This is a genomic window from Syntrophales bacterium (genome assembly GCA_035363115.1).
In the GTDB taxonomy this organism is placed as follows: Bacteria; Desulfobacterota; Syntrophia; order Syntrophales; family PHBD01; genus PHBD01.
In genome coordinates this window covers 1,073,302-1,098,367 of record DAOSEM010000001.1, presented here as the reverse complement: position 1 = coordinate 1,098,367, position 25,066 = coordinate 1,073,302, and the positions used below count along the sequence as shown (strand labels likewise).

At 66.7% G+C, this 25,066-nt stretch carries 9 protein-coding genes (1 of these 9 cut by a window edge); 1 reads left to right on the top strand and 8 read right to left on the bottom strand.

The annotated features are described in order from the left end of the window. Positions 1 to 28: 28 nt before the first annotated feature. The 4 genes from PLO63_04615 to PLO63_04600 all read right to left on the bottom strand — a co-directional run bounded on the left by PLO63_04615 (position 29) and on the right by PLO63_04600 (position 5,780). Complete coding sequence (locus PLO63_04615) at positions 29 to 2,173, bottom strand: efflux RND transporter periplasmic adaptor subunit (GenBank protein HOI73411.1); 2,145 nt, start codon at positions 2,171 to 2,173, stop codon at positions 29 to 31. A 9-nt stretch (positions 2,174 to 2,182) separates the two neighbouring features. Continuing rightward, on the bottom strand, positions 2,183 to 4,006 hold the full coding sequence (locus PLO63_04610) for an HlyD family efflux transporter periplasmic adaptor subunit (GenBank protein HOI73410.1): 1,824 nt from the start codon (positions 4,004 to 4,006) through the stop codon (positions 2,183 to 2,185). 277 nt (positions 4,007 to 4,283) lie between these two features. Then, on the bottom strand, positions 4,284 to 4,628 hold the full coding sequence (locus tag PLO63_04605; GenBank protein HOI73409.1) for a DUF3467 domain-containing protein: 345 nt from the start codon (positions 4,626 to 4,628) through the stop codon (positions 4,284 to 4,286). A 114-nt stretch (positions 4,629 to 4,742) separates the two neighbouring features. Further along, positions 4,743 to 5,780: a methyltransferase gene (locus PLO63_04600; GenBank protein HOI73408.1), complete on the bottom strand. Its 1,038-nt coding sequence runs from the start codon at positions 5,778 to 5,780 to the stop codon at positions 4,743 to 4,745. Positions 5,781 to 5,818: 38 nt separating this feature from the next. Here PLO63_04600 and PLO63_04595 point away from each other — a divergent pair, with 38 nt between their 5' ends. Beyond that, positions 5,819 to 6,457, top strand: a complete 639-nt coding sequence (locus PLO63_04595) for a hypothetical protein (protein HOI73407.1) — start codon at positions 5,819 to 5,821, stop codon at positions 6,455 to 6,457. A gap of 610 nt (positions 6,458 to 7,067) precedes the next feature. Here the strand turns inward: PLO63_04595 and PLO63_04590 are convergent. The 4 genes from PLO63_04590 to PLO63_04575 all read right to left on the bottom strand — a co-directional run. Beyond that, on the bottom strand, positions 7,068 to 7,928 hold the full coding sequence (locus tag PLO63_04590) for a hypothetical protein (protein HOI73406.1): 861 nt from the start codon (positions 7,926 to 7,928) through the stop codon (positions 7,068 to 7,070). Between the two features lie 9 nt (positions 7,929 to 7,937). After that, on the bottom strand, positions 7,938 to 8,882 hold the full coding sequence (locus tag PLO63_04585) for a radical SAM protein (GenBank protein HOI73405.1): 945 nt from the start codon (positions 8,880 to 8,882) through the stop codon (positions 7,938 to 7,940). A 62-nt stretch (positions 8,883 to 8,944) separates the two neighbouring features. Further along, on the bottom strand, positions 8,945 to 10,054 hold the full coding sequence (locus PLO63_04580) for a hypothetical protein (protein ID HOI73404.1): 1,110 nt from the start codon (positions 10,052 to 10,054) through the stop codon (positions 8,945 to 8,947). Between the two features lie 92 nt (positions 10,055 to 10,146). Further along, positions 10,147 to 25,066, bottom strand: partial view of a DUF4347 domain-containing protein gene (locus PLO63_04575; protein ID HOI73403.1) — the final stretch only. It continues 17,846 nt past the right edge of the window; the window shows 14,920 of its 32,766 coding nt (coding positions 17,847-32,766); the start codon falls outside the window, past its right edge; its stop codon occupies positions 10,147 to 10,149.

Genomic DNA, 25,066 nt, shown 5'->3' with positions numbered 1-25,066 from the left:
CCGGTACGGCCGGCCCGCCGTTTCCGCCTCAGGTTTCAAACCGCTTGAGGAATACGCCCCGGAACGTCCGGAACACCCGCTCGGCCAGCGATTCCGGCGTATGCTCGAACCGCACGTAGATCCGCTCCCCGATCCGCATCCCCGTCGTGTCTTTCAGGCGCACCTCGAAATGGAAGAGCTTTTCGAAGGCCCGCGGCCGCTCCGTCTCGCGCGGATCGAGGGCAAAGGCCCCGCCTCCCTTGAGGGACAGGGCGAAGCTGGGCAGGTCGCCCGTCGCCGCCGGCACTTCCCGGACGAGCTCCGAGGGGATGACGCGGGCAACGTTCTCCGCCGGCCGGGCCTGGACAGCGCGCACGTCCGTCCGGACCCGGTCCGCTTCCGACTGGGGAACGACGATCCGGACCGCCACCCCGGAGTAGTCGACCACGTAGCCGACGGCCTCCCCGCGCCGGAGGAAACGGCCGGGCATGTCGTCGGACCGGGGGAGCAGGATCTCCCCGTCGATGGGGCTCCGGATGACCAGGTAGGCCAGCTGCTCCCTGGCCTCCGCAAGCTCCTTCGCGATGCGGGCGATCTCTTCCTGGACCATCCGCTCCATCGTCCGGTCCTGGACGAAGGCCATCCGCTGGCGGGCTCCGAAGCTCCGCATCTCCGCCTCGAGGGCGTGCACCCGGGAGACGAGATCGGGGTTTTCGCACCGCAGGATCGGATCCCCCTTCTTCACATGGGCGCCAGGCTTCGCCAGGACCTCCCTGACCTCGCCGTCCACCCGGGCGTGGATCCGGGCCTGCTCCGCGGGCCAGAGCACCCCCTCGGCGACGGTGAATGAGGGCAGGCGGACGGCCCCGACGAGGACGCCGGCAACCACCGCAACGACGGCGACCAGGCCGACGATCCGGCCTCGCCGCCGGTAGAGCGCCCGGTTGTTCATGACCGTTCGGGTCATCCGGACGAGCGGGACGACCATCAGCCCGATAACCGCCCAGATGGCGATCACAACGCCGACAAAGAAGAACTTGCCCGCAATGAAAAGGGCGATCTGCAGCGTGATGAAGACTCGGTAGAAGAACGAGGCCACGCCGTAGAGGACGAGCCACCTCCCCTCCCCGGCATCGGCCAGGGCAAACTCAGCCTCGTCGTTCCGGATCGCGTAGCGCTGGACCAGGTAGCCGATGTACTGGTTGGAACGCGACCCCAGGTTGGGGATCTCCAGGAGGTCCGACAGGACGTAATAGGCGTCGAACCGCAGAAGGGGGTTGCCGTTGAACAGAAGCGTGGAGACGCCGGCGACGACCATCGTGTTGTACGCCACCGCCCGGACAATCCCGGGGCCGGTGTTCACCCAGAGGATCATGGCCAGGGCGGCGATCAGGAGCTCCACCATGATGCCCGCGGCGCCGACGACGATCCGGCGCCTCTTTTCCCGGAAGGCCGAGGTCGCCGAGGCGTCGACGTAGGGGATGGGCATGAACACGAGGAAGATGATCCCCATCTCGTGAACCTCGCCGCCCCAGTGCTTCACTGCCCAGGCATGGCCGAATTCGTGGAGCGCCTTGACGAGGGGATAGATCAGCCAGAAGATCAGGAGATTTTCGAGGGCGAGGACCCGGTCGGCCAGGTTGGAGGTCAGCTCGCTCCAGTGCAGGAAGGCAAGGACGGCCCCGACCGCGACGACGACGAGCCAGACCAGGAAAGCCGGCGTCGTGAACAGCGGAGCGACGATTCCCTTCGTCCGTTCGAGAAACCGCTCCGGGTCCAGGAGGGGAATGCGAATGGCCAGGGGCGAGCGCACGGCGTTCCAGAACCGGGACGACCGGTCCTTGCGACTTCGCCGGCTCAGGTTTTCCACGTCGGGGGCCGTGTCGGACTGCAGGGCGTCCGCCCTGTTCAGCTGAGAGACCAGGCCGATCACCTCGTCCTGCGTCGGCATGTCGTCCGCCAGCTTGAGGCAGGCGGCCTCCCAGATCTCCTGGAGGGTCCGCTTCCCGTCCATGAGGCCGATCAGAAAATAGGACTCCTCCGTGAACCGGTGGAAGCGGCCCGAGGAATGATCCTGGAGGACGTACCAGACCTTCCCCCGGTAGGTGTGCCGGTGGATCTCCGCGTGCCGTCTCACGAGCGGCTTCAGACCCGCCACGCGATACCAGGAGCTGCTGTACAGGGTCTTGTCCACCGGGAAACCTCAGGGCAGCCACGCCCACAGGCGGAGGCGGAACCAGTCGATCATGCCCCTCGTCCAGATGGAGATCATGAGCCGGCGGTCGATTTCGATCTTGCCCACGCCCTCCATGCCCGGCCGGAGGCGGGGGGACATCTCGTCCAGCATGGCCTCAACGCGGAAATAGTTCTTCCCCTCCTCCGCCGTCGAGAGGGGGGTGATCTTCTTCACGGTGAAGGGGAATTTCTCCCGGGAGAGCGACGACAGGACCAGGGTGCCCCGCTGCCCCTCCTTCACGTCGGCTATGCCGTGCTCGTCCACCTTGAGGATGAGCCGGTACCCGTCCAGCGGCGCCATCACGAAAAGCTCTTCGCCGCGCTTCACGGCGGCTCCGTGTTTCTGGCTCAGGTCGCCACTGAGGAGGATGCCGTCGAATGGCGCCCGGATGACGATCTGGCGGAGCCTGTTGTCCAGGAGGTTCAGCTCGGCCTGGACCTGCCCCGCCTGGGCGCTGACGATGTTCGCCTCGGCGCGGTTGTGCTCGGCCATGGCCTTCTTGTACTGCCGGTCGTACTGGCCCCGCTTGCTCAGCAGATTGATCCGCTCCAGCATGAGCTCCCGGTCGTCCAGCTGGCAGATGACGGTGTCCTTCTTCACGACGTCGCCCGCCCGGGCACTCGCCGTCTTGATGTACCCGTCGATGGGCGCGACGAGGGAGCGGCTCACGGACCCTTCCAGGACCGCCTCCGCGGAGAGCCGGTATTCATCCATGGCCACGCTGAAGAAGACGACCACCGCCGCAAGGGCCAGGACGGCGGCCTTCCGGACCATGTAGCCCGGCCCGAACAGGCGGACCGCCTGCCGCTTCATGGCCTCGAGCACGCCGAACACGATGGGGCGGTCCTGGCGGTGCCTGCTCTCCAGCACCGGTCCCGTCAGGGCGACAACGCTTTTGACGTAGGCGACGTCATCTTCGGAGAATGGCCTGTCGTCCTGCCGCTCAAGGGTAATCGCTGCATAGTACTTCTCATGGCCGTACAGGGGCAGGGTCATCATCGCCCGGGTGCCATGCAGCCGGGCCATCTGTTCGTGGTCCCGGACGACCAGGACCCCGGCCTCCGCGGGAACGGGGAACAGGATCTCGCCCCGGTGCATCACCGCCTCGTCCATGGCGGCGCCGATGGAATGCATCAGGTTCATTTTCTTGCCGACGATCGCCGTGTGGGAGATCGCCTTCACCTGGGTATGCTTCCCCTTCACGAGTCCCAGGCTCACCCGGTCGCATTCCAGGCGGTTGGCGATCTCCGTCACGAAGGCCATGGCCGCCCCGTCGAAGCGCTCCTCCGCCAGGACCGCCGCCAGGATGTCCACCGCCGCCTTCATGCGCTTCAGGGTCTTCGCGTCCTCCTCGCCCCGGAGCCGGCGGATCCGGTTCTCCAGCCACACGGATCCCCAGCGCAACCCCTCCATGGCCGGACGCAGCGCGTCCCCGGAGGGCGCCGTCACCTCCATGGCCACGGCACCGTAAAGCTCCCCGTCCACCATGACCGGGTAGGCCAGGCCGTAGTGCCGCTCCATGTCCGCGGGAACCCCGTCGACCTCGGACAGCTCCACGAGCATTCCTTCGGCCTCGGTGATCGTGTGCTCCAGGACCGCCGCCAAGGGCTCGCCGGTGCTTCCCTCCGGCCAGGAGGCCACGGGGGCGAAGCTCTGCCGTACGGGATCTCGAAGCACCAGGACGGCCTGCACGCATCCCCGGATGAAGGAGGACTGGATGGACAGCCAGGCGGCAGCGAAGTCGTCGGAGCGATCCGCGTGTTCGAGATCTACCCAGAGTTTTTCAATCATTCTCGGTTCCCTGCTTCGGTCCTGGAACGGCCTGTCTCGACCGGGTCATTCCCGGAAAATTCCTCCCCGGGAAACGGGATCCGGCGGACGGGCGGGGCGTTTCCCGGGAAGCACATGGGACGGCCTGGCATCGATGAACGGCCGGCACCGGGACGCCGCTGGCGGCCGCCCGGCGTGGCGGACTCGGACAAGACGGGTGAATGGCGAAAAGAAGCGGGCAAACCGCCTGCCGGGGAGCCAGGTCGGCCCCCGGCAGGCAGTGGGTTTCTCCCGCCGGTTATGCGTTCTCCTCCGGCTTTTCGCCGGCTTCCAGCTGGATCTCGCCGAAGCGGCTCTCGTGCTGCCGGACGATGTTCCGGAGCAGGAGGGAGAGACGCTTGGCCGCGAAGGGATTCAGGATGACGCGGTCGCTGATGTCCACCGTCAATTCGCGCTGCTCGGGATTCCAGGTCTTGTTGATGCCGAACAGGAGCGTGAACTCCTCCTTCGTGCTGGATACGTTGCACACGTTGGCGTAGGTCGTCTGCATCTTGGCGACGTCCCAGCGGATCGTCGCCTTGACATTATCCGCATCGGCCCCGGGAAGGGATGCCTGAACGGTCTTCTCGTTTTTCTGTGCCATGTTTTCCTCCTCAACAGGATTTGCAGGATTCTCTTTTGTCCAATTTTCTTATATGACTGCATACGCCGTGTCAACCGGTCGGTGGGCCTCCGGACGGCCACCCCGGATCCGCGGTCAGCGGGTGCCCGTCACGAGATGGAAGGGCATCTCCAGGTCGATTTTCCGGATCTCCACCCTGCAGAAGCCGAGGGCCCGCAGGCGGTCCGCATAGAAGCCGGGCGGGCGGAAACTGTGATGGAAGAGCAGAAACGGAATCAGGGAATAGGGAAGCGGACCTCCGCCGGGCGAAAGGGGACTCCGCTCGAAGATGAGCACCGTTCCGCCCGGGCGGAGGGCACCCGCGGCCCGGGCGAGCAGCTCTCCCGCCAGGTCGTCCGGCCAGTCATGGAGCATCGACTTGAAGCTGACCAGGTCGAAGCCGCCGGGCCAGTCGTCGACGAGGGCGTTGCCCTTCACGAAGGAGATCCGGGGCGCCTCCGGCTCCGCCTGCAGGTGGGCCGAGCCGATCTCGCAGACCAGCGGCAGGTCGAAGACCACGGCCTCAACGCCGGGATGGCTCCTGCAGATCCTGAGTGCAAATTCCCCGCTGTTTCCGCCCACGTCCAGGATGCGCCGGCATCCTCCGAAATCGTGGTACTTCAGGCATGCCCGGGCCTCGTACTTCGTCAGCACCGTGGTGATCCGCATCCAGCGCCGGGCCGTCCGGACGGCCTCCTCGCTCCGCTCGAAGCACCGGTCGTAGGCAAACAGCCCGTAAAAGCCGGATTTCCCTGCAAACTCCCGGGGGCGAAAGACAAGGTCCGGAAACAGGCTCAGGACGTCGAAGGCGCAGAAGTTCGCCAGCTCCAGCTTCAACTCCAGGAGATCCCGGTAGGACAGGGAGTGGAGAAACGCCTCCGACAGCCCGAAGCGGCCTCCGCGATCGACGAGGACCCGGTTTGCCAGAAGCTGGTCCAGAAGCAGCGCCATGCCCCGCCGGTCCGCCCCGAACCGGTCCGCCAACTCCTCCGGGGAGGCCGTTTCGCGCGCCAGGAAATCGTCGATAAGGCCGCTTTCGAAGGCCGTGCCGAGGCACCGGGCGGCCAGGAGATCCGGCAGAAAATCGTCCACGCAGAGATGATCGAACTCCCGGTTCGGGCCGTGCAGTGTCATTCCGTTCAACAAATCCCCTTTCCCATTATGGAGTCCGCATGATACCCGTCATCGCCATCGCGGCACCCGTCGGGGGAGGAAAGACATCCCTCTCAACGGCCATCGCATCCGGCCTGGGGGATGCCTCCCTGATCAGTTACGACCACTTCGAACAGGCCACCCGCGGATCCGCCGGCGACGTCGAGCGCTGGATCGACGACGGCGCGCGTATCGACGACCTGAACGTCCCCGGACTCGCGGAGGCCCTGTCCCGGCTGAAGCGGGGCGAATCCGCCATGGATCCGCGGACCGGCTCTCCCATCACGGCGGGGCGCTGGATCGTCCTGGAGACGCCCCTCGGGCGCGAGCACGCGGCGACGGCCCCCCTCATCGACCTCCTGGTCTGGGTCGACACGCCCCCGGATGTGGCCCTGGCCCGGAAGATCCGGGAATTCACGGCCCTCTTCCCGATGACGGGTGGAGAGCATGACGCCCGGGCCTTCATCGCCTGGCTCGGCGGCTACCTCGACAACTACCTCCGCATCGTGAGCCGGATGCTCCAGATGCAGCGGGAGCGGGTGCCTCTCCGCGCCGACGTCACCCTCGACGGCCGGACCGATTTCGACACCCTGGTCCGCCAGGCCCTCGAGGCGATCATAGAACGCTTTCCCGATAACGACCGCCGCCGCCACGATTGATCCGCTTCATCCGGGGCGCGGGGGCTGCCACGGGGGCTCCCGCTGTCGCGAAAACGTTTCCGCTCTTCGCCTTCTGAAACCGATGAGCCAGTGGTCCGGAAACGTTTTCTGATTGCTCTTCTGGGAACCCCCGGTCGCGCCCCCGCGAACGTTCGTCCGGGAGAGGGGGCTTCCCGGAGCGCGAATAGCGGCTTTTTCGGGGCACCCTGCCGTCGCAGCGCAGCGCCCGCAAAGTCATCTGTCTGAGCGCCCCTGGGCGCGAGTTATGACTTTGCAGCGGAGCGAGACGTTGCAGGGTCGGAAAAACGCTCCTGAGCGCGAGGGAAGTCCCCCTCCCATCCCATCAAGGTCTTCGTTCCCGTGGCAGCCCCCTGCGCCATCATCCTCGAACCCGCGTACTGCTCAAAAAGGGTTGAATGCAAGGCGCCCGAAATCCCGGGCCGCATTTTTCTCCCCAACCTCCCATCCGCGGGGGCGCGACCGGGGGTTCCCAGAGGAGCGATCAGGACTTTTTTTCCATCCCTCCAGCCTTCCTGGTCGTCGACGATGGATCGTGGAAAAAAAGGCCGCGACGGCGGGAGCCCCCGTGGCAGCCCCCTGCGCCATGACTCTAGAAAATCCCGTAGTAACCGCTCTTGTCGATCCGTAACCGCCCATCTTCCATCCGGTAGTCGAATCCGACGTCGTACAGCAGGTGATCGAGTTGAGACCGGTTCTCCTCCACGAAGGAGCGGAGCCCCCGCGGATACTCCAGCCAGTTCATGAAAAAGATCAACTGGTCCACGGTGATGCCGGAGAAATAGATGCAGTCGCTCCGCGGCTTGTTGGCCAGGCAGACGGTCCGGCAGTCCCGGAGCTCCGGACGGTAGATCGCCTCGAGGTCCAGGGCCGTCGCATCGATCTGGGCGGAGCAGGCGATCTTGGCCAGGATGTCCTGCCGGTGTTTTCCCGCGTCGAAGAAGAAGTAGAAGTTCTCCAGGCGGGAGCCCGACGGGGTGATGGCATAGCAGATGCCCGAGGAGACGGCGCTCCCGGGGTTGCCGATGTACATGTGGATCTCGTCCAGATCCCGGGCTCCCGATACCAGCGCGTCGTCGATGTCGAGGGAAAACATGAAATAGGGATGATCCTCGTTGAGGGCCGCCGTGGATCCGACCAGGGGCGCCATCGCCCGGAGTACCCTCGTGGCGGACCGCTGCCGCTCCCGCCTCCGGTAGTCGTAGAAATAGTATTCCCAGCCGATCCGATCCCCCGCCCGCTTCACGCCCCAGACGCTCATGGAGGGGCCGATGCCGTTCCGGATATGGTCCACCAGATCGAGCATCCGCCCGTCGGCCCCGGCGTACTCGAAAGAGTGGAAGAGCAGGTTCGCCGACCGCATCTTGCCTTCCCAGGGAGCCGCCGGGTCGTACTGCCACAGGCAGTAGTTGAAGAAGGGCTCCCCCGCTGTCATGATTTCGAGCCGGTCCATGAACGCTCCTCAATCCGCTCCCCGGGGCCGTGCGTCGTCCCGCCCGCCCAGAGGCGACAGCAGCTCCCGCTCGTCCCCGAATTTCCTGAGATAGGCGTTGGAGAGCCCCCAACATTCCCGGGCCCCGCATGCCTCCCGGTGGACACAGGTCCCGAAGCCGCTCCGGCCGAATTCCTGCCAGAAGCGGTTCGGCAGCACCGTCACGGGAAACCAGTCGTCGAAGACGGCCGGCGGCCCCGCCCGCAGGCATTCGGGAAAGCTCTTCAGGACCAGGGGCTTGCCCGAGGGGCCAACCGCATCCAGAACGCCCGGCAGGATCTCCAGAAACTCCGGGATCCCCACCAGGAGGTCGCGCCGGTCCGTTTCCCCCATGGGGAAGAGATTCCAGAGGTGAATCTCGCTGGTCCCGAGGCCCGCCAGGAACGACATCAGCGAAGGGAGCACGCCCATGTTGACCCGGTTCAGGACCGTGTTGGTAATCACGTTCACGCCCTTGTAGGCCTCCAGGTTCCGGAGCCCCGCCAGGGTCTCCCGGAACGATCCCGCCACGCCGGTGATCGTGTCGTGGACTCCCTCGACCCCGTGGACGCTGACGAAGAACTCATTCACACCGCAGGCGATGAGGCTGTCCAGGTAGCGACGGTCGGCGAGGCGACGGCCGTTCGTCTGGACCTGGATCTTCCGGAACCGGTCGAAGGACGCGGCGAAGCGGACGTACCGGTCCAGTTCTTCAAAGGTCGTGGCTTCCGCGCCGGAGAGGATCAGGTTCTCGAAGCGCTCTTCCCGGACGACGTCGCGGATGATCTCCCGGTACCGGTTGAAGCCGATGGGAGGCAGCGTCCCCCGGATGTCCGAGAGCATGCAGATGCTGCAGGCGTTGTTACAGCCGAACCAGACGGAGACGACGATGTACTGCGTCAGGTCGACGCGCCCCACCGGAACCTTGCGCTCCACGATCCTCTCCGTCCTCCCCGCGGGAAATCCGGAACGTCCCGGGTTTCCTCACGAATGTCCCCTCATGGCCCGCCGGGTCCGCGGCGGGAGCTTCCCTTCACTCCGTAGTAGACGGTCAGGAAGTCCCGTCCCCGGCGGTCGGTTCCGCCGGAAACATGCCCGAAGATCAACTTTTTCGCCGGCTCGTAGGCGCGGAGGAACGTCTCCTCGTCGATCGACAGGTGCCGGCACATCGCGAGCAGGAACGGGTACAGCTCCCCCAGGAGCAGGTTGGCCCGGTACAGGTTGAGATCGAAGGATACCCGTGGATTCCCCTCCTCCTCCACCTCCACGTAGAGATGCTCTTCGGGACGCATCCTCCCGGCGGCCGTCTCCACGATCCCCTTCACGATCCCGAACACGGGACTCCGGCCTCCCCCGTAGAAGGACTCCGACAGCCGCTGGAGAATCCGCTCCACGGACCAGGAGGGATGGCACACGTAGCGGGCCGTCGTGTGTCGGGCACTGTCGCCGGCATCCCACTTGAAGCCCCGGTGGATCACGAAAGAGCCCGGGTCGTCCGGCGATTCCCGGATCACGCGCCGGAACTCCGCTCCATATTCCAGGTAGGCCTTGTAGAGGGAAGAGCCTTCGCCCTCTTCAAAGCCGAACAGCACGATGTTTGCCTCGGGAAGCCCCCGGAGGAATTCCTGCCGCTGGGACTCGGGCATGCCGACGGCCCGGCAGAGGCCGTCCAGATTCCCTTCGAGGCCCTCTCCGGCCGCCTCCCTGTGGAAACCGGCGAGGAAGCGGTTGCCCAGGAGCGTCCCAGGGAGCATCTTGAAGGACTGCTCGAACCCGTAGTGGACGCCGAGCCCGTCGATCCGGTCGATGAGCAGGCGGGCCTTTTCCCCCTGAACGGAGTCGATGATCCGCCGCCGTTCCGTTGCCGGAGAGCGGCCCTCCCCCGGCTCCGGCGCCGGCCCGAACTCCGCCTCGTAGTCCTCCACCGCCGCCTCCAGGACCAGGGTCAGCCGCTTTGCGGCGGCGGGAGGCAGGATGATCCTCCTGTCGACCGGGAGGGCCATCCCCCCGCTCGCGGCCGCCTCCGGAGGCTTTCCCCGCACGAGGAAATGGAACTCCCCCGCGGGAGAGATGTAAATGTGGATGAGTTCCGCCTTCAGGTCTGCCATCCGCTTATCCCCGTCCAGCGCCGCTGCTTCCTTCCGCCACGAAAAACAAGCCCCGCCTTGCGGGCGGGGCTTTGTACCGCAGGAGCCGGCCGCTATTTCCAGGACCCGGCGCTCTTCCAGGACTTGAAGCGCTTCTTTTCCTGTCGCTCCTTGAGGTCCTTGAAGGACTGGCGGTCGATCAGGCCGCCCTTTCCGAGGTCCCCGCCGCTGATGACCTTCCAGCCCAGGAGGCCCGCCATCGCCGCCCCGGCCCCCATGTCCACCGTGCGGGCGATATCCGTCCCGTCGTCGCCCAGGACGGCCGAACCATCGTCGCCGGCCCCGGTCTGCGGGCCACCGCCTTCGCCGCTCCGGCCCTGCGCCCCCTGCTCGCCGGTGGCGCCGTCGCCCGCCTGCCGCCCGGCACCCGCCTCACCCGGGGAGCCTTCTCCGGAGGTCTGGCCCTCACCCTCCTGGCCGGAGGACTCCTGTCCAGAGCCTGCATCCGAGCCCTGGGCGTTATCCCCCTGTCCGGATCCGGAATCGCCGGATGATCCGGCCTGGGAGCCGGCCTGGGAGCCCGCCTGGCCGTCGCTGTGCCCGTCGTCTTCCTGGGAGAGGTCCGCGTCGCCCAGCCTCATGAGCTCCGTTCCGTAGCTTGTCGCCACCCAGACGCCCGGCAGGGTCGATCCGGTCGAGAAGTAGGAGCCGAATCCCGCGCCTCCGGTCCCTCCCGTCGCCCCTCCGCCCTCCGTCCCGCCGGCCCCAGCCTGTCCGCCCGTACCGGCTCCGCTGGTCCAGAGCGGCTGGGACTCCGCGTTCGTGCCGTCCTCCAGGCTGGTCATGGTATTGGTGATCAGGTCGATGCTGTCGAGGCGGACCAGGGACTGCACCTTGCCGGCCGTGATGGTGACCCGGCCGTAGGTGCCGACCATGACGTCCTGGCCCAGTGTGCCGACGAAGGTGTTGCTGATCTCGCCGCCGAACATGATGTCTTCGCCGGAGCCGCTGTCGAGGTAGTCGTCGCCGCCGCCGGAGTGGTGGTCGATCGTTTCGACATAGAGCCATTCGCCGGAGGTCAGGGTGACCTGCCCGCCATCACCGATCAGCACGTCGTTGTCTTCCCCGCCGTACATGTCGTCGCTGGCGGTGCCGCCGATGAGGATGTCGACGCCGCTGCCGCTTCTCAGGAGGTCGTTTCCGCCGTCGCTGGGGTTTATGGACCGGACGATGGATGGAATACCGCTCTCGTATTGGATCTCGCCATTGTCGCCGATGAGGATGTCGTCACCGCCGGCGGTCGTTACCGTATCGGCGCCGTAGCCTCCGATCACGTGCTTGTTCCCGCCCGCTGTAACGATCCGGTCGTCACCGCCGCTCGAGGGGAGTGAAGACATGGCCAGGTATGCCTTGAGGTGCCCGGCGGCGCCGTTGTAGCGGATCTCGCCATTGTCGCCGAAGATGATGCCCCGGCCGGAACCGACTGTGATCAGATCGGCGCCCATGCCTCCCAGGATGTTGGCGACTCCGTCACCCACCGTGATGGTATCGTTCCCGCCGAACCCGGGAGCGGCCTCCGTGTCGGTCGTCCTCAGCGTCATGGCCATCCCGGTCGTGTCGAAGGTCATCAGGCCGTTGTCGCCGATGACATCGTGGTCTCCCGCGAGTGCCCTGATCGAGTCGGAGCCGTACCCGCCGATGATGTGCTTTGTCCCGTTCCCGGCTGTGATGATGTCGTTCCCACCGCGCGACGGCACCGTCGAGACGATCTGGCTCATCTTCAGGGATCCCGTGGCACCGGCGTACGTCACCGTTCCGTTGTCGCCCAGGATCACGTCTGTCCCGACCAAGGTGGTGATGATGTCGGCCCCCATACCGCCGAGGATCACCTTGTCGCCGTTGCCGGCTGTGATCGTGTCGGCGTCGCCGAAGGCCGAATCCGCCGCCGTGTCGGTCGTCTGGAGGACCTTCAGGGCGCCGTCGGTGTCGTGGTCGATCCGGGCGTTGTCGCCGAAAACGATGTCGTTCCCGACACCCGCGTCGATCGTATCGGACCCGAAGCCGCCCATGAGGATGTCGTTGTCCTCGTTCCCCTCGATCGTGTCGTTCGCCCCATGGCCGGGATCGATGGTCTCCGTGGCGGAGACGATGCCGGCGGCGAAGGTGATCCGGCCGAAGTCGCCGATGATGGCGTCCCGGTCGCTCCCGACGACAGGGGCACCGCCGGAGCCGTTGCCGCCGTAGAGCAGGTCGGCGCCGACACCGCCGAAGATCGTGTCGTCGCCGGCGTTTCCGTAAATCGTGTCGATGTCGCCGGACGCCGTGTTCCGCGTGTAGGCCAGGTCGACGGTCGCGTTGTTCCCATCTCCGGAGACGTAGTCCATGACCCCGTGGTCGCCGAAGATCGTGTCGTTGCCTGCGTTCCCCTCGATCGTGTCGGCTCCGAGGCCTCCGAAGATGCGGTCGTCGCCGTCGCCACCATGGATCGTGTCGCCGAGGCCGGCCGCCTCGTTCGTTGTTTCGATCCGGTTGACGCCGCCCGTGCCCAGGAGCCCGGAGGCTGCCTGGGTGACGATCCCGTGGTCGCCGAAGATGATGTCGTTGCCGGCGCCGCCCTCGATCGTGTCGGTCCCCGGGGTTTCCGTCGTCGGCACCGCGAGGGCGCGGCTCGACAGGGTGGCGTTGAACCCGGAATCGCCGTAGATGATATCGTTCCCGGCCTGCCCGTCGATCGTGTCGTCGCCCAGTCCGCCGGCGATCTGGTCGTTCCCCTGGCTGCCGATGATGATGTCATCGCCGGGACCGCCGTAGATCACGACGCCGTCGCTCGAGGCAGAGGCATCGATCGTGTCGGCCCCGGGGGTGTCGAAGTGGATGCCGGAGCTGGAGGGGGTGCCGCCCGTCGAGGTGTAGTGGCTGCCGTCCTCGGAGGTGTCGCCGTACAGGACCAGGGGCGAGGCCGAACCGCCGCCGCCCGTGACGATCAGGTTGTCGGCACCACCGCCACCGTGGACGGCTGTGGCCGTCCCGGCCCGCGTGCCCGTTACCGTGAAGGTGTCGCTCCCCGTCCCGAGGAGCACCTCGGCGACTTCCAGGTTCGTATAGGCGATGCCCCCCTTGTAGGTGAACAGGTCGGGAGCCGCCTCCGTGCCCTTGTTGACGACGAGGTCCGTCCCCATGCCCAGGCCGCTGATCAGGGTGGCCGAAACCGTACCGTCGGCCTTGACGCTGTAATCGGTGTGCAGCAGGAGCGTCGACATCACACCCGTATCGTCGGAGACGCTGGAGTCGTTGTACACGTTCAGCGTGTCCGTCATGGTGGACTCGTCGACGTTGATGACGACCTCCGGGAGGTCCGGGTTCAGCTCCCCGGGAAGGGTCACGCCCGGCTTCACGGAGCGGTCCTCCGGTCCGACGCCGCCCTCGATGACGAGGGGCCCCTGGATCCGGTTCAGGGTGTGGGACATCAGCGGGAAGGACTTCTCGAAGTTGTTCTCCGTGGGCGCCCCGTCCGTGGCCTTCACGGTGATCTCCGCGGCGACGTTCCAGTCCGCATCCGTGAAGGTAACCGTGCCGTCGGTGGAGTTGAAGCGGCCGTCGGCGCTGGAGACGACCGTCTGCCCGTCCGTGAGGATCTTCACGGTGACGGTCGTGCCCGCGGCCGGTGCCTTCGTCAGGACGATGCTGTAGGTGTCGCCCGTGGCGTCGCCTTGGACCACGCGCGTGGATCCGTCCGTCTGGGTGACCAGGGCGCCGGCGGAGTCGTTGTCGATGACGGTCACGTTGACCGTCGGCTTCTCGCTGACGGCGAACCCCGCGTCGGTGCTCGTCACCGTGGCGGTGATCACCGAGGTCTGCGTGTTTTCCGCCGTGCCGTCGTCCACGGCCGTGACGGTCACCGTCTGCGCCACGTCCCAGTTCCCGCTGGTGAAGGTCAGCGTCGCCGTGTCCAGGGAGAGCTGCCCGGCGTCATATGCCAGGGTCACGGTGACGTCGCTTGTGATCGCATGGGTCAGCCGCACGGTGAAGGTGTCGGCGGCTCCCTCCAGGACCTGCGTGTCGTTCCCACTCTCCACGATGATGAGACCCGCCTTGTCGTCGTCCTGGACCTTCACCATCACGTCGTTGATCTTGGCCTTGTCCAGGTCGGCGCGACTGCTGATGACGCTGTGGCTCACCGCGACGTTCCGCTCGCCCTCGGAGACGGCGTCGGAGCCCGCCTTTACCCAGATCGTCTGGTTGTCCGTCCAGTTTGTGATATCGAAGGTCAGGACCACCGCGTCGAAGTAGTTGACGCCGTCGGTGGACAGGAGAACCGTATCCGCCCCGAGGGCGTCCTCTTCCGACTCCGACTTGGCCGCGGAGACGGTGATGTAGGCCACGTCGCCCGCCTCAACCGGATCGAGGGATGCCGCGGCCAGGGAGATCGTGTAGGTGTCCACGGAGCCCGGTACGTCCTCTTCCACCACGGTGCCGCCGCCGCTCTCCGTGATGACGACCGCGCCCGTTGCGGCGTCGGCCACGTTGAGGGCGATGCCGTCCATGAGGAGCCCGTCGTAGGAGGGGTCGTCGCTCGTGACGCTGTGGTTGATGACGCCGCTTCTCCCTTCCAGCTCGGCGCTGATGACCGTGCCCGTCACATCGCCCGCGACGTTGACCGTGTCGTTCCCCAGCCCGCCGATGATCGTCGTCACCATGCTGGCCGAGGTGCTGAGGACGAAGATCGTGTCGTCGCCCTCCAGCCCGTCCACCTCGAGGGCCTCCTCCACGCCGTCCAGGGTGATGTTGATGCCGGCGCCGAAAATCCCGTAGGAGGTGACGACGAAGACGTCGTTCGCCTCGGTGCCCAGTGCCACGACGCGGTCATAGCCGGCGCCGCCGTTGATGCTGATGGGGGACTTGATGCTGTACTGGATGTAGTCGTCGCCGATGCCGCCGTCAACCTCTGTGAGCTGCTGCTCCGGGTCGAAGGAATTCAGCATGATGAAGGCCCGGACCACGAACTCGTCGTTCCCGTCGCCGCCCTCCAGGCGGAGCTTGGCGATGTTGTTGTAGACCGAGAACGTGTCGTTACCGCTGCCGCCGTAGACGGTCGTCGCGTAGCTGATCCCGCGGCTGAGGAAGCCCATGGTCGTCTCGATGGTCTCGAAGACGTCGCCCGCGGCGATGTTGGCGCCCACGTCGCGCAGGGAGCCGAAGAGCTGGCCGATCTGGAAGTAGTCGGCCCCGGCGCCGCCATCCAGGGTGGTGATGGAGGAGTTGTCGTCGGTGAAGAACGAATCCGCGCCGATGCCGCCGGTGACGATGAGCCGGCCGTTGATGCTCGTGTCGTAGTTGATGCGCTCGACGTCGGCGGAGTACCCGCCGGCATAGGATCCGTGGAGAACCGCCACGAAGCTCTTCCGGAGGAGGAAGTCGTCGTCGTCCGCCGTGCCGTTCACGATCAGCGTGTCCGCGCCGTCGTCCGGGGCCCCGGTGTCGGTGACGTTGACGATGTAGTCGCCCGTGCCGGAGGCGTTGACAACGTAGCGGTCCGTCCCGGCCTGGCCGTCCAGGTTCAGGGCGTCCCGGGTCGCGTACTTGCTGCTGGTCAGCGTCTTGAGCGTGTCGGCGATGAGCAGGTCCTCCCCGTCGCCCCCGTAGACGTTCGTCTGGCCGTCGATGGAGCGGAGGGTGACCGTGTCGTTCCCGGCGTACGCATAGACGTTGGTCACGTTGCCGTACGTGGCCGCCACCGCCGCCTGGACGTCGGCGCTCGGGTAGTCCACGGTATCGTGGGTCCGCTCTAGGATGATCGTGTCGTCGTCGGCGTTCCCGTTCACCTCGACCTCGCTGCCGCCGACCACGCCCAGGAGGCGGATGGTCGTGCCGGCTGCGTCGGCGCTCCCGTAGTCGCCGCTGATGGTGACCTTGCCCGCCGCCAGGACGAAGCTGCCCTCTTCCAGCGTCACATCGTCACCGGCTCGCAGTGTGACATAGCTCGTTTTCGACCAGACGGTGATGCCGTCCCGGACGATCAGGTCGTCGACGTCCGCCGCCCGCTCGGTCGCGGTCAGGACAATGTAATCCGTCGCCGAGATCACGTCTTCCTTCACGTCGATGGTGCAGCTCGCGGTGATGTTGACGGCGCCGCCGCCCAGGAAACCCTGCTCGCTTCCCTCGACGACCCCGCCCACGGTGAGGTTCGAGGTGTTCGTGATCCAGGTGCTCCCCGAGGTGGCCAGGCCCTCGATGTTGTCCACGAGGGTCATGATCCGCTTGTCTTCCGCGCCGATGTTCAGGCCGGCAAAGAGGTAGGTCTTTCCGGAGACGACGTTCGACCCGCCGTCGGTCCGCCCGTTGTAGATGCTCCCCGTGGGCGCGGTGATGAAGGCCGTCCCGGCGTTGGTCGCGACGGAGTACAGGCTCAGGTCCTCGTCGCCCGCGCCGGGCGTCGCCTTGGACGAGATCTCGATGATGTACGTGTTGAACTCGCTGGCCGAGGTGAGCGTCCCGGCTCCGGAGAAGGCCGTGTCGATGTCCAGGTAGTCGTCGACGGCCCCGATGGCGAATCCCGCCGTCAGGGTGATGCTGTTGCCGATGACGTCGGGGGAGGGGTTCCCCACCGCCCCTTCGTCGTTGTCGCGGATGGACAGGGCGGCGCCCAGGCTGACGTTGGCGTTGGCCGACTTGATCACCCCGACGATCATGTCGCCCGCCGACTCGTACAGGTAGATGCTCTGGCCCGCGTCGGCGTTGAGCACCCCGCCCTGGAGGTCCGTCTCCAGCGCGCTCCCGTCGGCGCCGATGGTGCCGCCGGCCCCCGCCTGGAGGTAGGCGTCGGGGCTGTAGATGTTCCAGGCCCGGGTCGTTGCGTCGTCGTTGTCGGCGTCCAGCATGGACCCCGCGGAGCGCAGGTCGATGAACGTCCCCGCGTACACCGACGACACATACAGGTCTCCGGAGGTCTCCTGCAGGTAGACGTTGGTCTTGGCCCGGGCGGTGAGCGCGCCGGTCCGGCCCGCCTCGATCATGTCGATCAGGAACGGCTTGGCCTGCGTCCCGATGCTGCCGTCTTCGGCCTCCAGGACCGCGCCGTCGCCCCGTATGTTGTAGCCGCCGTCGGTCCGGGCGTTGATGATGTTCCCCTGGACCTTGAGGCGCACCTCGCCGTCGGTGCTCGTGATCCGGTCGACGTTGACGTCGGCGGTCTGGTCTGAGCCGAGGTTTGCGCCGGTGCCCGCCGAGACGGTGAGCAGGCCCTCCGTCTTGAAATCGACATCGTTCTTCACGCTGATGTGGAGGCGGGCGAACGTCTTGCCCACGTCGTCCGGCTGCATGACGTTCCCCTCGGTGTCGTAGAACGTGACGTCCTGCTTCTCCGCGGCGGCGAGGGCGACCTTCTGCTCCTCGGAAAGCCCGGCGTTGATGTCGGCCATGGTGATGTCCATGGTGACATCGGCCGAGCCGATCTCCCCGGACACCACGAGGGCGATCTCGGAGCCGGTGATGTTCGGCTCCTCGGTGGTGGCCGACGTCCCGGAGACCGTCTTCGGCCTCAGGATGCTGGCGCTGATGGAGTTCTTCAGCTGGGCCTCGCTCCACTTCGCCCGCTGGGAAAGGACGTCGCCGTCGGAGAACCAGTGGCTGTCGCCGCTCACCCAGGTGAAACTGAGCGTCGTGTTCGTGCCGGCGTCGGCCAGGGTCGCGGCGAGGCGGATCACACTTGCATTGGAGGCGTCCACGACGACGTAGTACGTGGTTCCGTCGACGAGCCCGTCGATGGTGCCGCCCCCGGCGTGGTACACCACGGCCTGGCCCGTCGTGAAGACGTGGCGGGTCAGCTCGACGGCGCTGCCGTTGATCTCGGCGGACCCGACGCGATCATGGAGGGCGACGGAGTCCACATCGTAGGACCAGGCTGAATCGTAGGTCGCCGAGACGTCGCCATAGGTCCTGTGGAGTACGTGATACGAGGCCGTCCGGGCGTTCACGAGGGTCTGGAGGGCAATGGCGATCTCTCCGGCCGTCTTTCCCTGGCTCGTGTAGTAGTCCGTGTACCAGTCGATCTCCGAATCCGAGAGGGCGATCGTCTGCGAGGGGTCGTAGCTGCCGCCCACGGAGTTCCGGTACCGCCAGTAAGCCTGGTATTCCTGGGTCTTGAGGGCCTCGTAGGCGGCGATGGTTGCGGCGACGCTCTCGTCCGCCGCGTCGCCCGTGGCCATCATCCGCTCGTACAGGGCCAGGAGCTGCGCCCACGTGCGGTCGTCCCGGACTTCGTTGGAGTTGACGTCCGTGAGGCCGCCGTTTTCCACGGTGATGCGGACGCTCCCGTCGGTCACCACGCTGTTCAGGTGCAGCGTCCCGGCGGTCTCCGTGATGTTGACGTCGCCCACCGCCGTCGCCGTCAGGGAGTGGTCGTCCGCGTCGCCCGTGTCGATCCGGAGGGCCTGTGCGCCCGCGCCGGGTGTGGAGGCCGTCCCTCCCGTACCCAGGGTGCCGATGTCGCCGTAGGTGGCCGTCAGCGTCACCTTCTGGCCCCGGACCTGGTTCGAGGCGTCCTTCCCCAGGATATCGCCGTGGGCGGTCAGGGTCACATTGCTGGTGGTGGTCGTGGTCGTCTTCGAGGTCGTGACCTGGTCGACGATCAGGTCGCCCGAGATCTCCTGGATGCTGATGTCGCCGGTCGTTGTCACGGCGCTCAGGGACCCGCTGTAGCCGTCGTTCAGGTTCGTCCGCAGGGTCCGGTCCGCTCCGATGCCGGTGGATGCGCTGAGGGATATGTTCCGCCCGCCGACGACGGCCGTGTCGTTGACGAGCCGGATCTGGCCGCTGCTGCTGGTGAGGCTCGTCGTCCCTTCCGGGTTCTGGATCGAGTCGTTCACCAGGACGCTGCCCACGGAGGTGATTGTCACCCGGATATTTGTGTCCCCCGCCTCGTAGCCGATGAAGGCGATGCCGATGTCGCGGTCGGCGCGGACGCTCTGGACGTGGATGTCCTTGTAGGGCGTCGTGAGGGTCTCCTTGCAGTAGTACGTGGTCTTTCCGTACCAGGTGGACTCCTCCCAGGTGTTCCGCTGGACCCGGGTCACGGTGACGTCTCCGCCCGCTCCGGCGCCCAGCAGGATGAACTGATACGAATGGTCATCGATCACGGTCACCGTGAAGGTCCCGTCCTTGTTGACGGCGCCTCCCGTGGTGAAGTCCAGGAGGACCTTCTGGCCGGTGCTCATCAGGTGGGGATCCGCGGAGGTGACCGTAACGATGTTGCCGGCCCAGGTGTACGTGGACGTGCTCTGGGTGATCTGCACGTAGTCGTACGAATAGTCGTAGCCGTAGCCGTAGTCGCCGCTGTCCGTGTCGGTCACGTAGGTCCCGTCCTCGAGCCGGCGGATCTCCCCGACCTGCGTCCGCTTCGGTCCTTCGACGATGTTGTCGGGGTCCGCCACGAGGGAGTCGACGCCCAGCCAGTCCGACGAGGCGTAGGTGGTGCTGGTCTGGATGCTGTAATCCTGGCCGTTGGCCCAGTAGTACCGCATGCCCGCCTGGGGGGTGTAGACGGCCGTCCGCCCGGCGGTGGACGCCGCCGCCCCGGCGAGCAGGGCGCTGCCGTCGGTCCGGATCGGGTTGACGTTGGTGCCGCCCAGGGCGTTCTGGAACGTCACGACCCAGTTTCCGCTCCCGTTGATGCTGACCGAGACGTTGCCGGCGCCGACGGTGGACAGGGCGCACAGGGCCGTCTGAACCTGGGCCGCCGTGGCGTTCCAGGCGAGGGCCGCCGTCGTCTGGCCGTTGTACGTCAGCGTGAAGGTCCCGCCGGTCACCGCCGCGTTCCTGGAGATGACCTGGACCTCGTTGGTTCCGGCTGCTCCCTGCGTCGTCGTCCCAACGGAGACACCGCCCGGGGCGAACACGGTCTTGACGACCTGGCCGCTCACGTACCGGTACTCCGTCACCCGCGGCAGGCCGCCGATCAGGTAGTCCGGCGACGTGTCGGTGATCCGGATGAGTCCCTCCACCCCTTGGCCCGTGTCGAGGAGGTTGGTGACCAGGGTGTTGGAGGTCTGGTTGGTGACGGTAATCTTGCCATAGCCGTCCAGGACCTTGATCTGCCCGCTGCCGGTGCTGAGGATCTGGCCGAAGAGCTCGATGTAGCCCCCCTGGATCTTCACGTCTTCCAGTTCCAGCCGGTCAAGCTCGGCGTTCCAGAAGACGTCGATGTTCTCGGTGCTCGTGTTGGCCAGCTTGAAATACTTGAAGTCCTCCGTCGTCAGGCCGGCGGCGGCGGCGGTGGCGGCCGCGGCGGCACGGGAGCCGGAGCGGTACTGCGAGTAGGCGGTCTCCGCCGCATTGATGGCCGTCTGTTCGGCTGCGGCGATTGTTACCGTCCTCTCGGCGATGCCGCTCTGGATGACTCCGTTGATGTTGAGGTACCGGGCGCTGATGTAGACGTTGTTGGCCGCGATGATGTTGGAAACATCGGCCGCGTTCGGGTGGAGGACGCTGTAGACGGCCTGCTCCAGGGCCGTCCCGGTGCTGAGGCCGTTCACGGTGGTGTCGACCTTCGCATTCTGGGCGATGGTCGAGACCGCGGTCCACAACGTCCCGGGGTTGGCGATGCTGTAGAGCGAATCGGTGTAGGTCTGGACGAAATCGACTCCGCTGATGATATAGAGCGTTCCGGCGTCGATGCTGGCCGTGGAGACGACGCTCCCCTCGCTCTTGATGGTGACCGTCGCCAGGATGGCGTCGATTTCCCCGGTCAGCTCGACGTCCGGCGTCAGGCTGTCTTCGTAGTCCGTTCCGGAGTAGATCGGGTCGCCCGCGTCGAAGGTGTTCGTGATGTTGATGACCGGCGCCGCCCCGGTGGTCGAGGTGAGGATGCTCGTGAACGACGAAGCCGTCCCCGTCGCGTTCAGGTCGGCGATGGCCGCGTTGGAGCTGACCGACTGGGAGTTGAAGCGGACGCCTCCAATGGTGTCGGGAATCGTGATCCGGTTGATCCGCAGGTAGGAGGAACTGTTGTTGGTGATCGACACCGTGATGTCGCCTTCCGCAACCAGCTGTCCTCCGCCGTAGAAGTCGTCGGCCCAGACGTTGATGGTGCCCGCCTGCGCCCAGATGTCGTCCACGGTGATGTAGGGCACCACGTAGGAGCCGGTGTAGACCGTGTAGGTGTTCCCGTTCTCCGTGACCGTCTCGGTCAGGCCCATGGCCGTGAGGTCCGCCAGGATGCGGTTGATCTCCACCTGGTAGGCGGCGGTGGTGGTCGGGTCGCCGGAGTAGTCCGCCAGGAGCTCGTACCAGCGGTTCAGCTCCTCCACCAGGTTCGAGACCATGGATTCCTGGGTCGTCGCGAAGGTGATCCCGTTCTGCACCGATGCGGTCCCGTCCAGGCCGATGACCAGCTCGAGGTCCTTCATGATGCCGACCTCGATGGTGCCGTTGACGGTGACCGTGCTGTTGGCCTCGAGGGTCGACGACCCGCCCTTCATCTCTTCGGAGATGCCGTCGGAGCCGCACATGGCATCGATGCCGCTGGCCAGGGCGGTCATCCAGTTCTTGCCGCTCCCGTATGCCCAGATCTGGGCGGTGCCGGTCTCGTCCGTGAGGAGGTTCGCGTCCCGGGCGGTTCTCAGCGACGACCCCGTGCCGACGGAGACGCCCAGGGTCTGGACGATCTCGCCGTGGGACTTCAGGTCACTGATGGGAATGGCCGACGCGTTCAGCTCGTCCCCGTGGGACGTCACGTAGAAGTAATTGAGGACGCCGTAATGGTCCCGCCCCGCCAGGAGGTTGATGTCGCCCATGGCCAGGATATCGACGTTGGCGCCGACCGTGACCTGGTTGTTGCTGTGGACGCGGGCCATGCCGTCCACAACGGCCGCCGAGGCGAGGCCGTAGGTGTGGACCTGGGGCTCCACCTTCAGTACGCCGCGGGTCCGGGACTCGAGGTTGACTTCGCCCACCGTATCGATGGTGGCCCCGTCCTCGATGGTCACGATGCCGTCGTTGACGTCGGCCCGGATCGCCGACGTCGCCCCGGAGCCGACGATCACGCCGCCGGAGTCCAGCCGGACGTCGTCGTAGCCCTCGACGTCGTTGTAGGTGGTCAGGCGGAAGTCACCGGGGTTGTAGACGTCCCCCGTCACCGTGATGTCGGCGCCGGCGCCCACGCTGGCGTAGGTCCGGTTGGCGATGTCCGTCTCGCTCTCCGCGGCGTTGCCCTGCAGGACACCGCCGGAGCCCGCCTCGACGTTGTACTCGTCGGCTCCCAGCAGGTTCTTCCGGGTTGTGTTGATCGCATCGACGGTGAGGTTCCGGGTGGTGACCAGGGCATTGTCGCCGATCTTGGCGTCCACCGTGGAGGTCACGACGTTGGTGGCCCAGGATCCGCTGAAGCCGACGGCGGAGGCCTGGATCGTGTTCGTCTGGCTGTCGAAGCGGGCGGTGTGCTGCGCCCGGATGGCCAGGCTCGACACGTCCAGCGTGGTCCGGACCGCGTCGCCGGTGTTCGTGTCGTCGGCGACGGCCGCACTGGTCGAGCTCGTGGCGGTGACGTTTGACTCGGCGCCCGAGCCGGCCACGAGGCCGCCGCTTCCGGCCTCGGACTTCGCGAAGTTGTAGTCGTCGCCGGTGGCCGTGATGGTCAGCGTGGGACCCGCCCCCTTGCTGTAGACCACCGCCTTGCCCGTGTAGAGGCCGCTGTCCGCGCCCACGTCGATCGTGTTTTTCGTGACGTTGAGGTCCGCCTCCGGGGAGAACGCGATGGGCGTCACCGTCTCGGCGCTGGAGACCGGCGTGACGGTGTTCTCGGACCCCGCCACGGTCGGCGCGGAGAGGTCAATGGCCACCGGCGTGTCCGCCGTTGCGTTCGAGAAGGAGGCGGCCAGTTTGATCAGCCGCGGGTTGACGATGTCCAGGCGGTGCCCCGTGCCGGTGGCGACGGAGGCATCGAGGGTCACGAGGGTTCCCTTGACAAGGTTTCCGGTCCCGACATCCACGACCAGGGTATAGAGCCGGACCAGGGCCGGATTGGCCGTGCTGACCTCGACGTAGTACTCCTGGCCCGCTGTGAGCCCGCCGACGGCGGTGTTCGTCGAACTGCCGGTGCGGTAGACGACGGTGTCGCCCGTCAGGAGCCCGTGGCCCGAGCCCAGGTTGATCCAGCTGTCGCTGATGGCCGTCGACGGCGTGAAGGGCCGCTTGTTGTCGAGGATCACGTAATACGTCCCGCCGTCGGTCAGGCCGCCGATGGCGGTGCCGGAGCTGACGGTGACGCCGTTGCCCAGGTAGGCGCTCGTCGTCACGTTCGAGACGGCGTCGGACACGTTGCCGCCCGCGGCGATCAGGCCGTAGGTGTTGCTGTCGGAGGAGGCGTACTGCTTGCTGTCGCCGGTCGCCTGGACGGCGATGGAGTCCGCAACGACCAGCGTGGTTCCGTCGGCCACGTAGCTCGCGACGGTTCCGGTATTCGAGGCGGTGCTCTCCGTGGCGTTGATCCCGACGAGGCCGCCGGAGGAGCCCGTCGCGTACGTCTTTGCGGCATAGCCGCTCGTGGGGTAGGTCTCCGTTGCGGATACGTACAGGCTGCCCGCGTGGATGGTCGAGCTGCTCCCGCCTACGTAGGCCTTGACCTCGGGGGACACGGTGGCCTCCGCCAGGGACACGCCCACGGACAGGGCCCCGGCGCTGACGCCGTAGGTCTCGGCATAGGCGCTGACGCTGGCCTGGGCGGCCACGTCCACGGCTCCGGTCACGCGGAGGGAGGTGTTGCCGATGTAGGCCCGGGTGTCGGGCGTGATGGTCGACTTGGCGTCGTTGCCCGTTCCCGCCCCGATGCCCGCCGAGATGGCGTAGGCCTTCGTGATGGCGGAGTCGGTGGATGTCGCGGCGATGCTGAGCGAGCCGACGCTGCTGCCCGCCTGCTGGCCGATCGCCGTGTAGTTGCCGACGTAGGCCCAGGTGGTTCCGTCGACGGTCGACCGGGAGACCATGGCGCCCGCCGCCACCGTTCCGATGCTGGCCCCCAGGCTGACGCCGTTGAGGGCGGTCGTGGAGGAGGCGCTGATGGACACCTGGTCGGCCTTCGTGATCTTCGCCTTCAGGGCGGCCGACGTGCCGTCCACGTAGGCCTTCGTAGTGTTGCCCGCGGTGTTTGTGACCACGGACGCCCCGAGGGCCGCAACGAGGGCACCGGAGAGGGTCATGGCCGCGGAGTCGATCGTGGCTCCGCTCGTGGCCTCGACATGCACGTCGTCCCCCGCCGAGACGGTCGACGTCCCGGTGATGGCGGCGGTGGTCGTGTTGGCGATGTCGTTCGTCGTCACGGAGGCGCTCAGGGCGGCGATTCCCGCCGCGCCGATGCCCGCCGCCAGGGAGACGATCTTGGCGCTCGACTCGGCCATGACGACCACGTCCGAATAAGTGGACGTCACCGTGGAGTCCGTGATCCTGGCCTCGATGGTGTTGACGATATCGTTGTCCGAGGCCGCCGCGCTGCCCGCCGCCAGGCCCGCCCCGCCGATGCTGCCGGCGAAGGAGAGGATGTTCGCGGTCTTGGAGACCCCCGTGTCGGACACGAGATCCAGGATGTCGGCGATCACGTCCGTGGGGATCAGCATGCTCGTCGTGTAGTCCGGAACCGACGCGGGCGCCTTGTCCGACGCGGAGACCTGGATCGTGTAGCCCGCCGTCACGGTGGACCCGGTGATCACGGCGGTGGTGGAGTTCCGAAGCTCGTTCAGGGTGATCGACGCCTGGAGGGCACCGGCCCCGCCGCCGGCGAGCCCCGCTGCGAAGGAGCGGATGACGGCGATCGTCTCCGAGGTCAGGTAGACGTTCAAGCCGGCCGTGACGTCCGACGACGTGATGGACGTCGCGACGGCGTTGCCGATGAAGTTCTTGGACAGCGCCCCCCCGGCGCCCACGATGCCGGACGCGGCGAGGCCGATCGCCATCGAGTCGATGGTGGAGGCGTCCCGGGCCGTGAGGGACACGCTCTGTCCGGCGTTCACGGTCGAGCGGGTGCCCCCCGTGTTGACGATGGATGCC

Coding starts and splice junctions, on each gene's coding strand:
- PLO63_04595 (HOI73407.1), top strand. CDS start 5,819: ATGATACCCGTCATCGCCATCGCGGCACCCGTCGGGGGAGGAAAGACA.
- PLO63_04610 (HOI73410.1), bottom strand. CDS start 4,006: ATGATTGAAAAACTCTGGGTAGATCTCGAACACGCGGATCGCTCCGAC.
- PLO63_04580 (HOI73404.1), bottom strand. CDS start 10,054: ATGGCAGACCTGAAGGCGGAACTCATCCACATTTACATCTCTCCCGCG.
- PLO63_04605 (HOI73409.1), bottom strand. CDS start 4,628: ATGGCACAGAAAAACGAGAAGACCGTTCAGGCATCCCTTCCCGGGGCC.
- PLO63_04600 (HOI73408.1), bottom strand. CDS start 5,780: ATGACACTGCACGGCCCGAACCGGGAGTTCGATCATCTCTGCGTGGAC.
- PLO63_04590 (HOI73406.1), bottom strand. CDS start 7,928: ATGGACCGGCTCGAAATCATGACAGCGGGGGAGCCCTTCTTCAACTAC.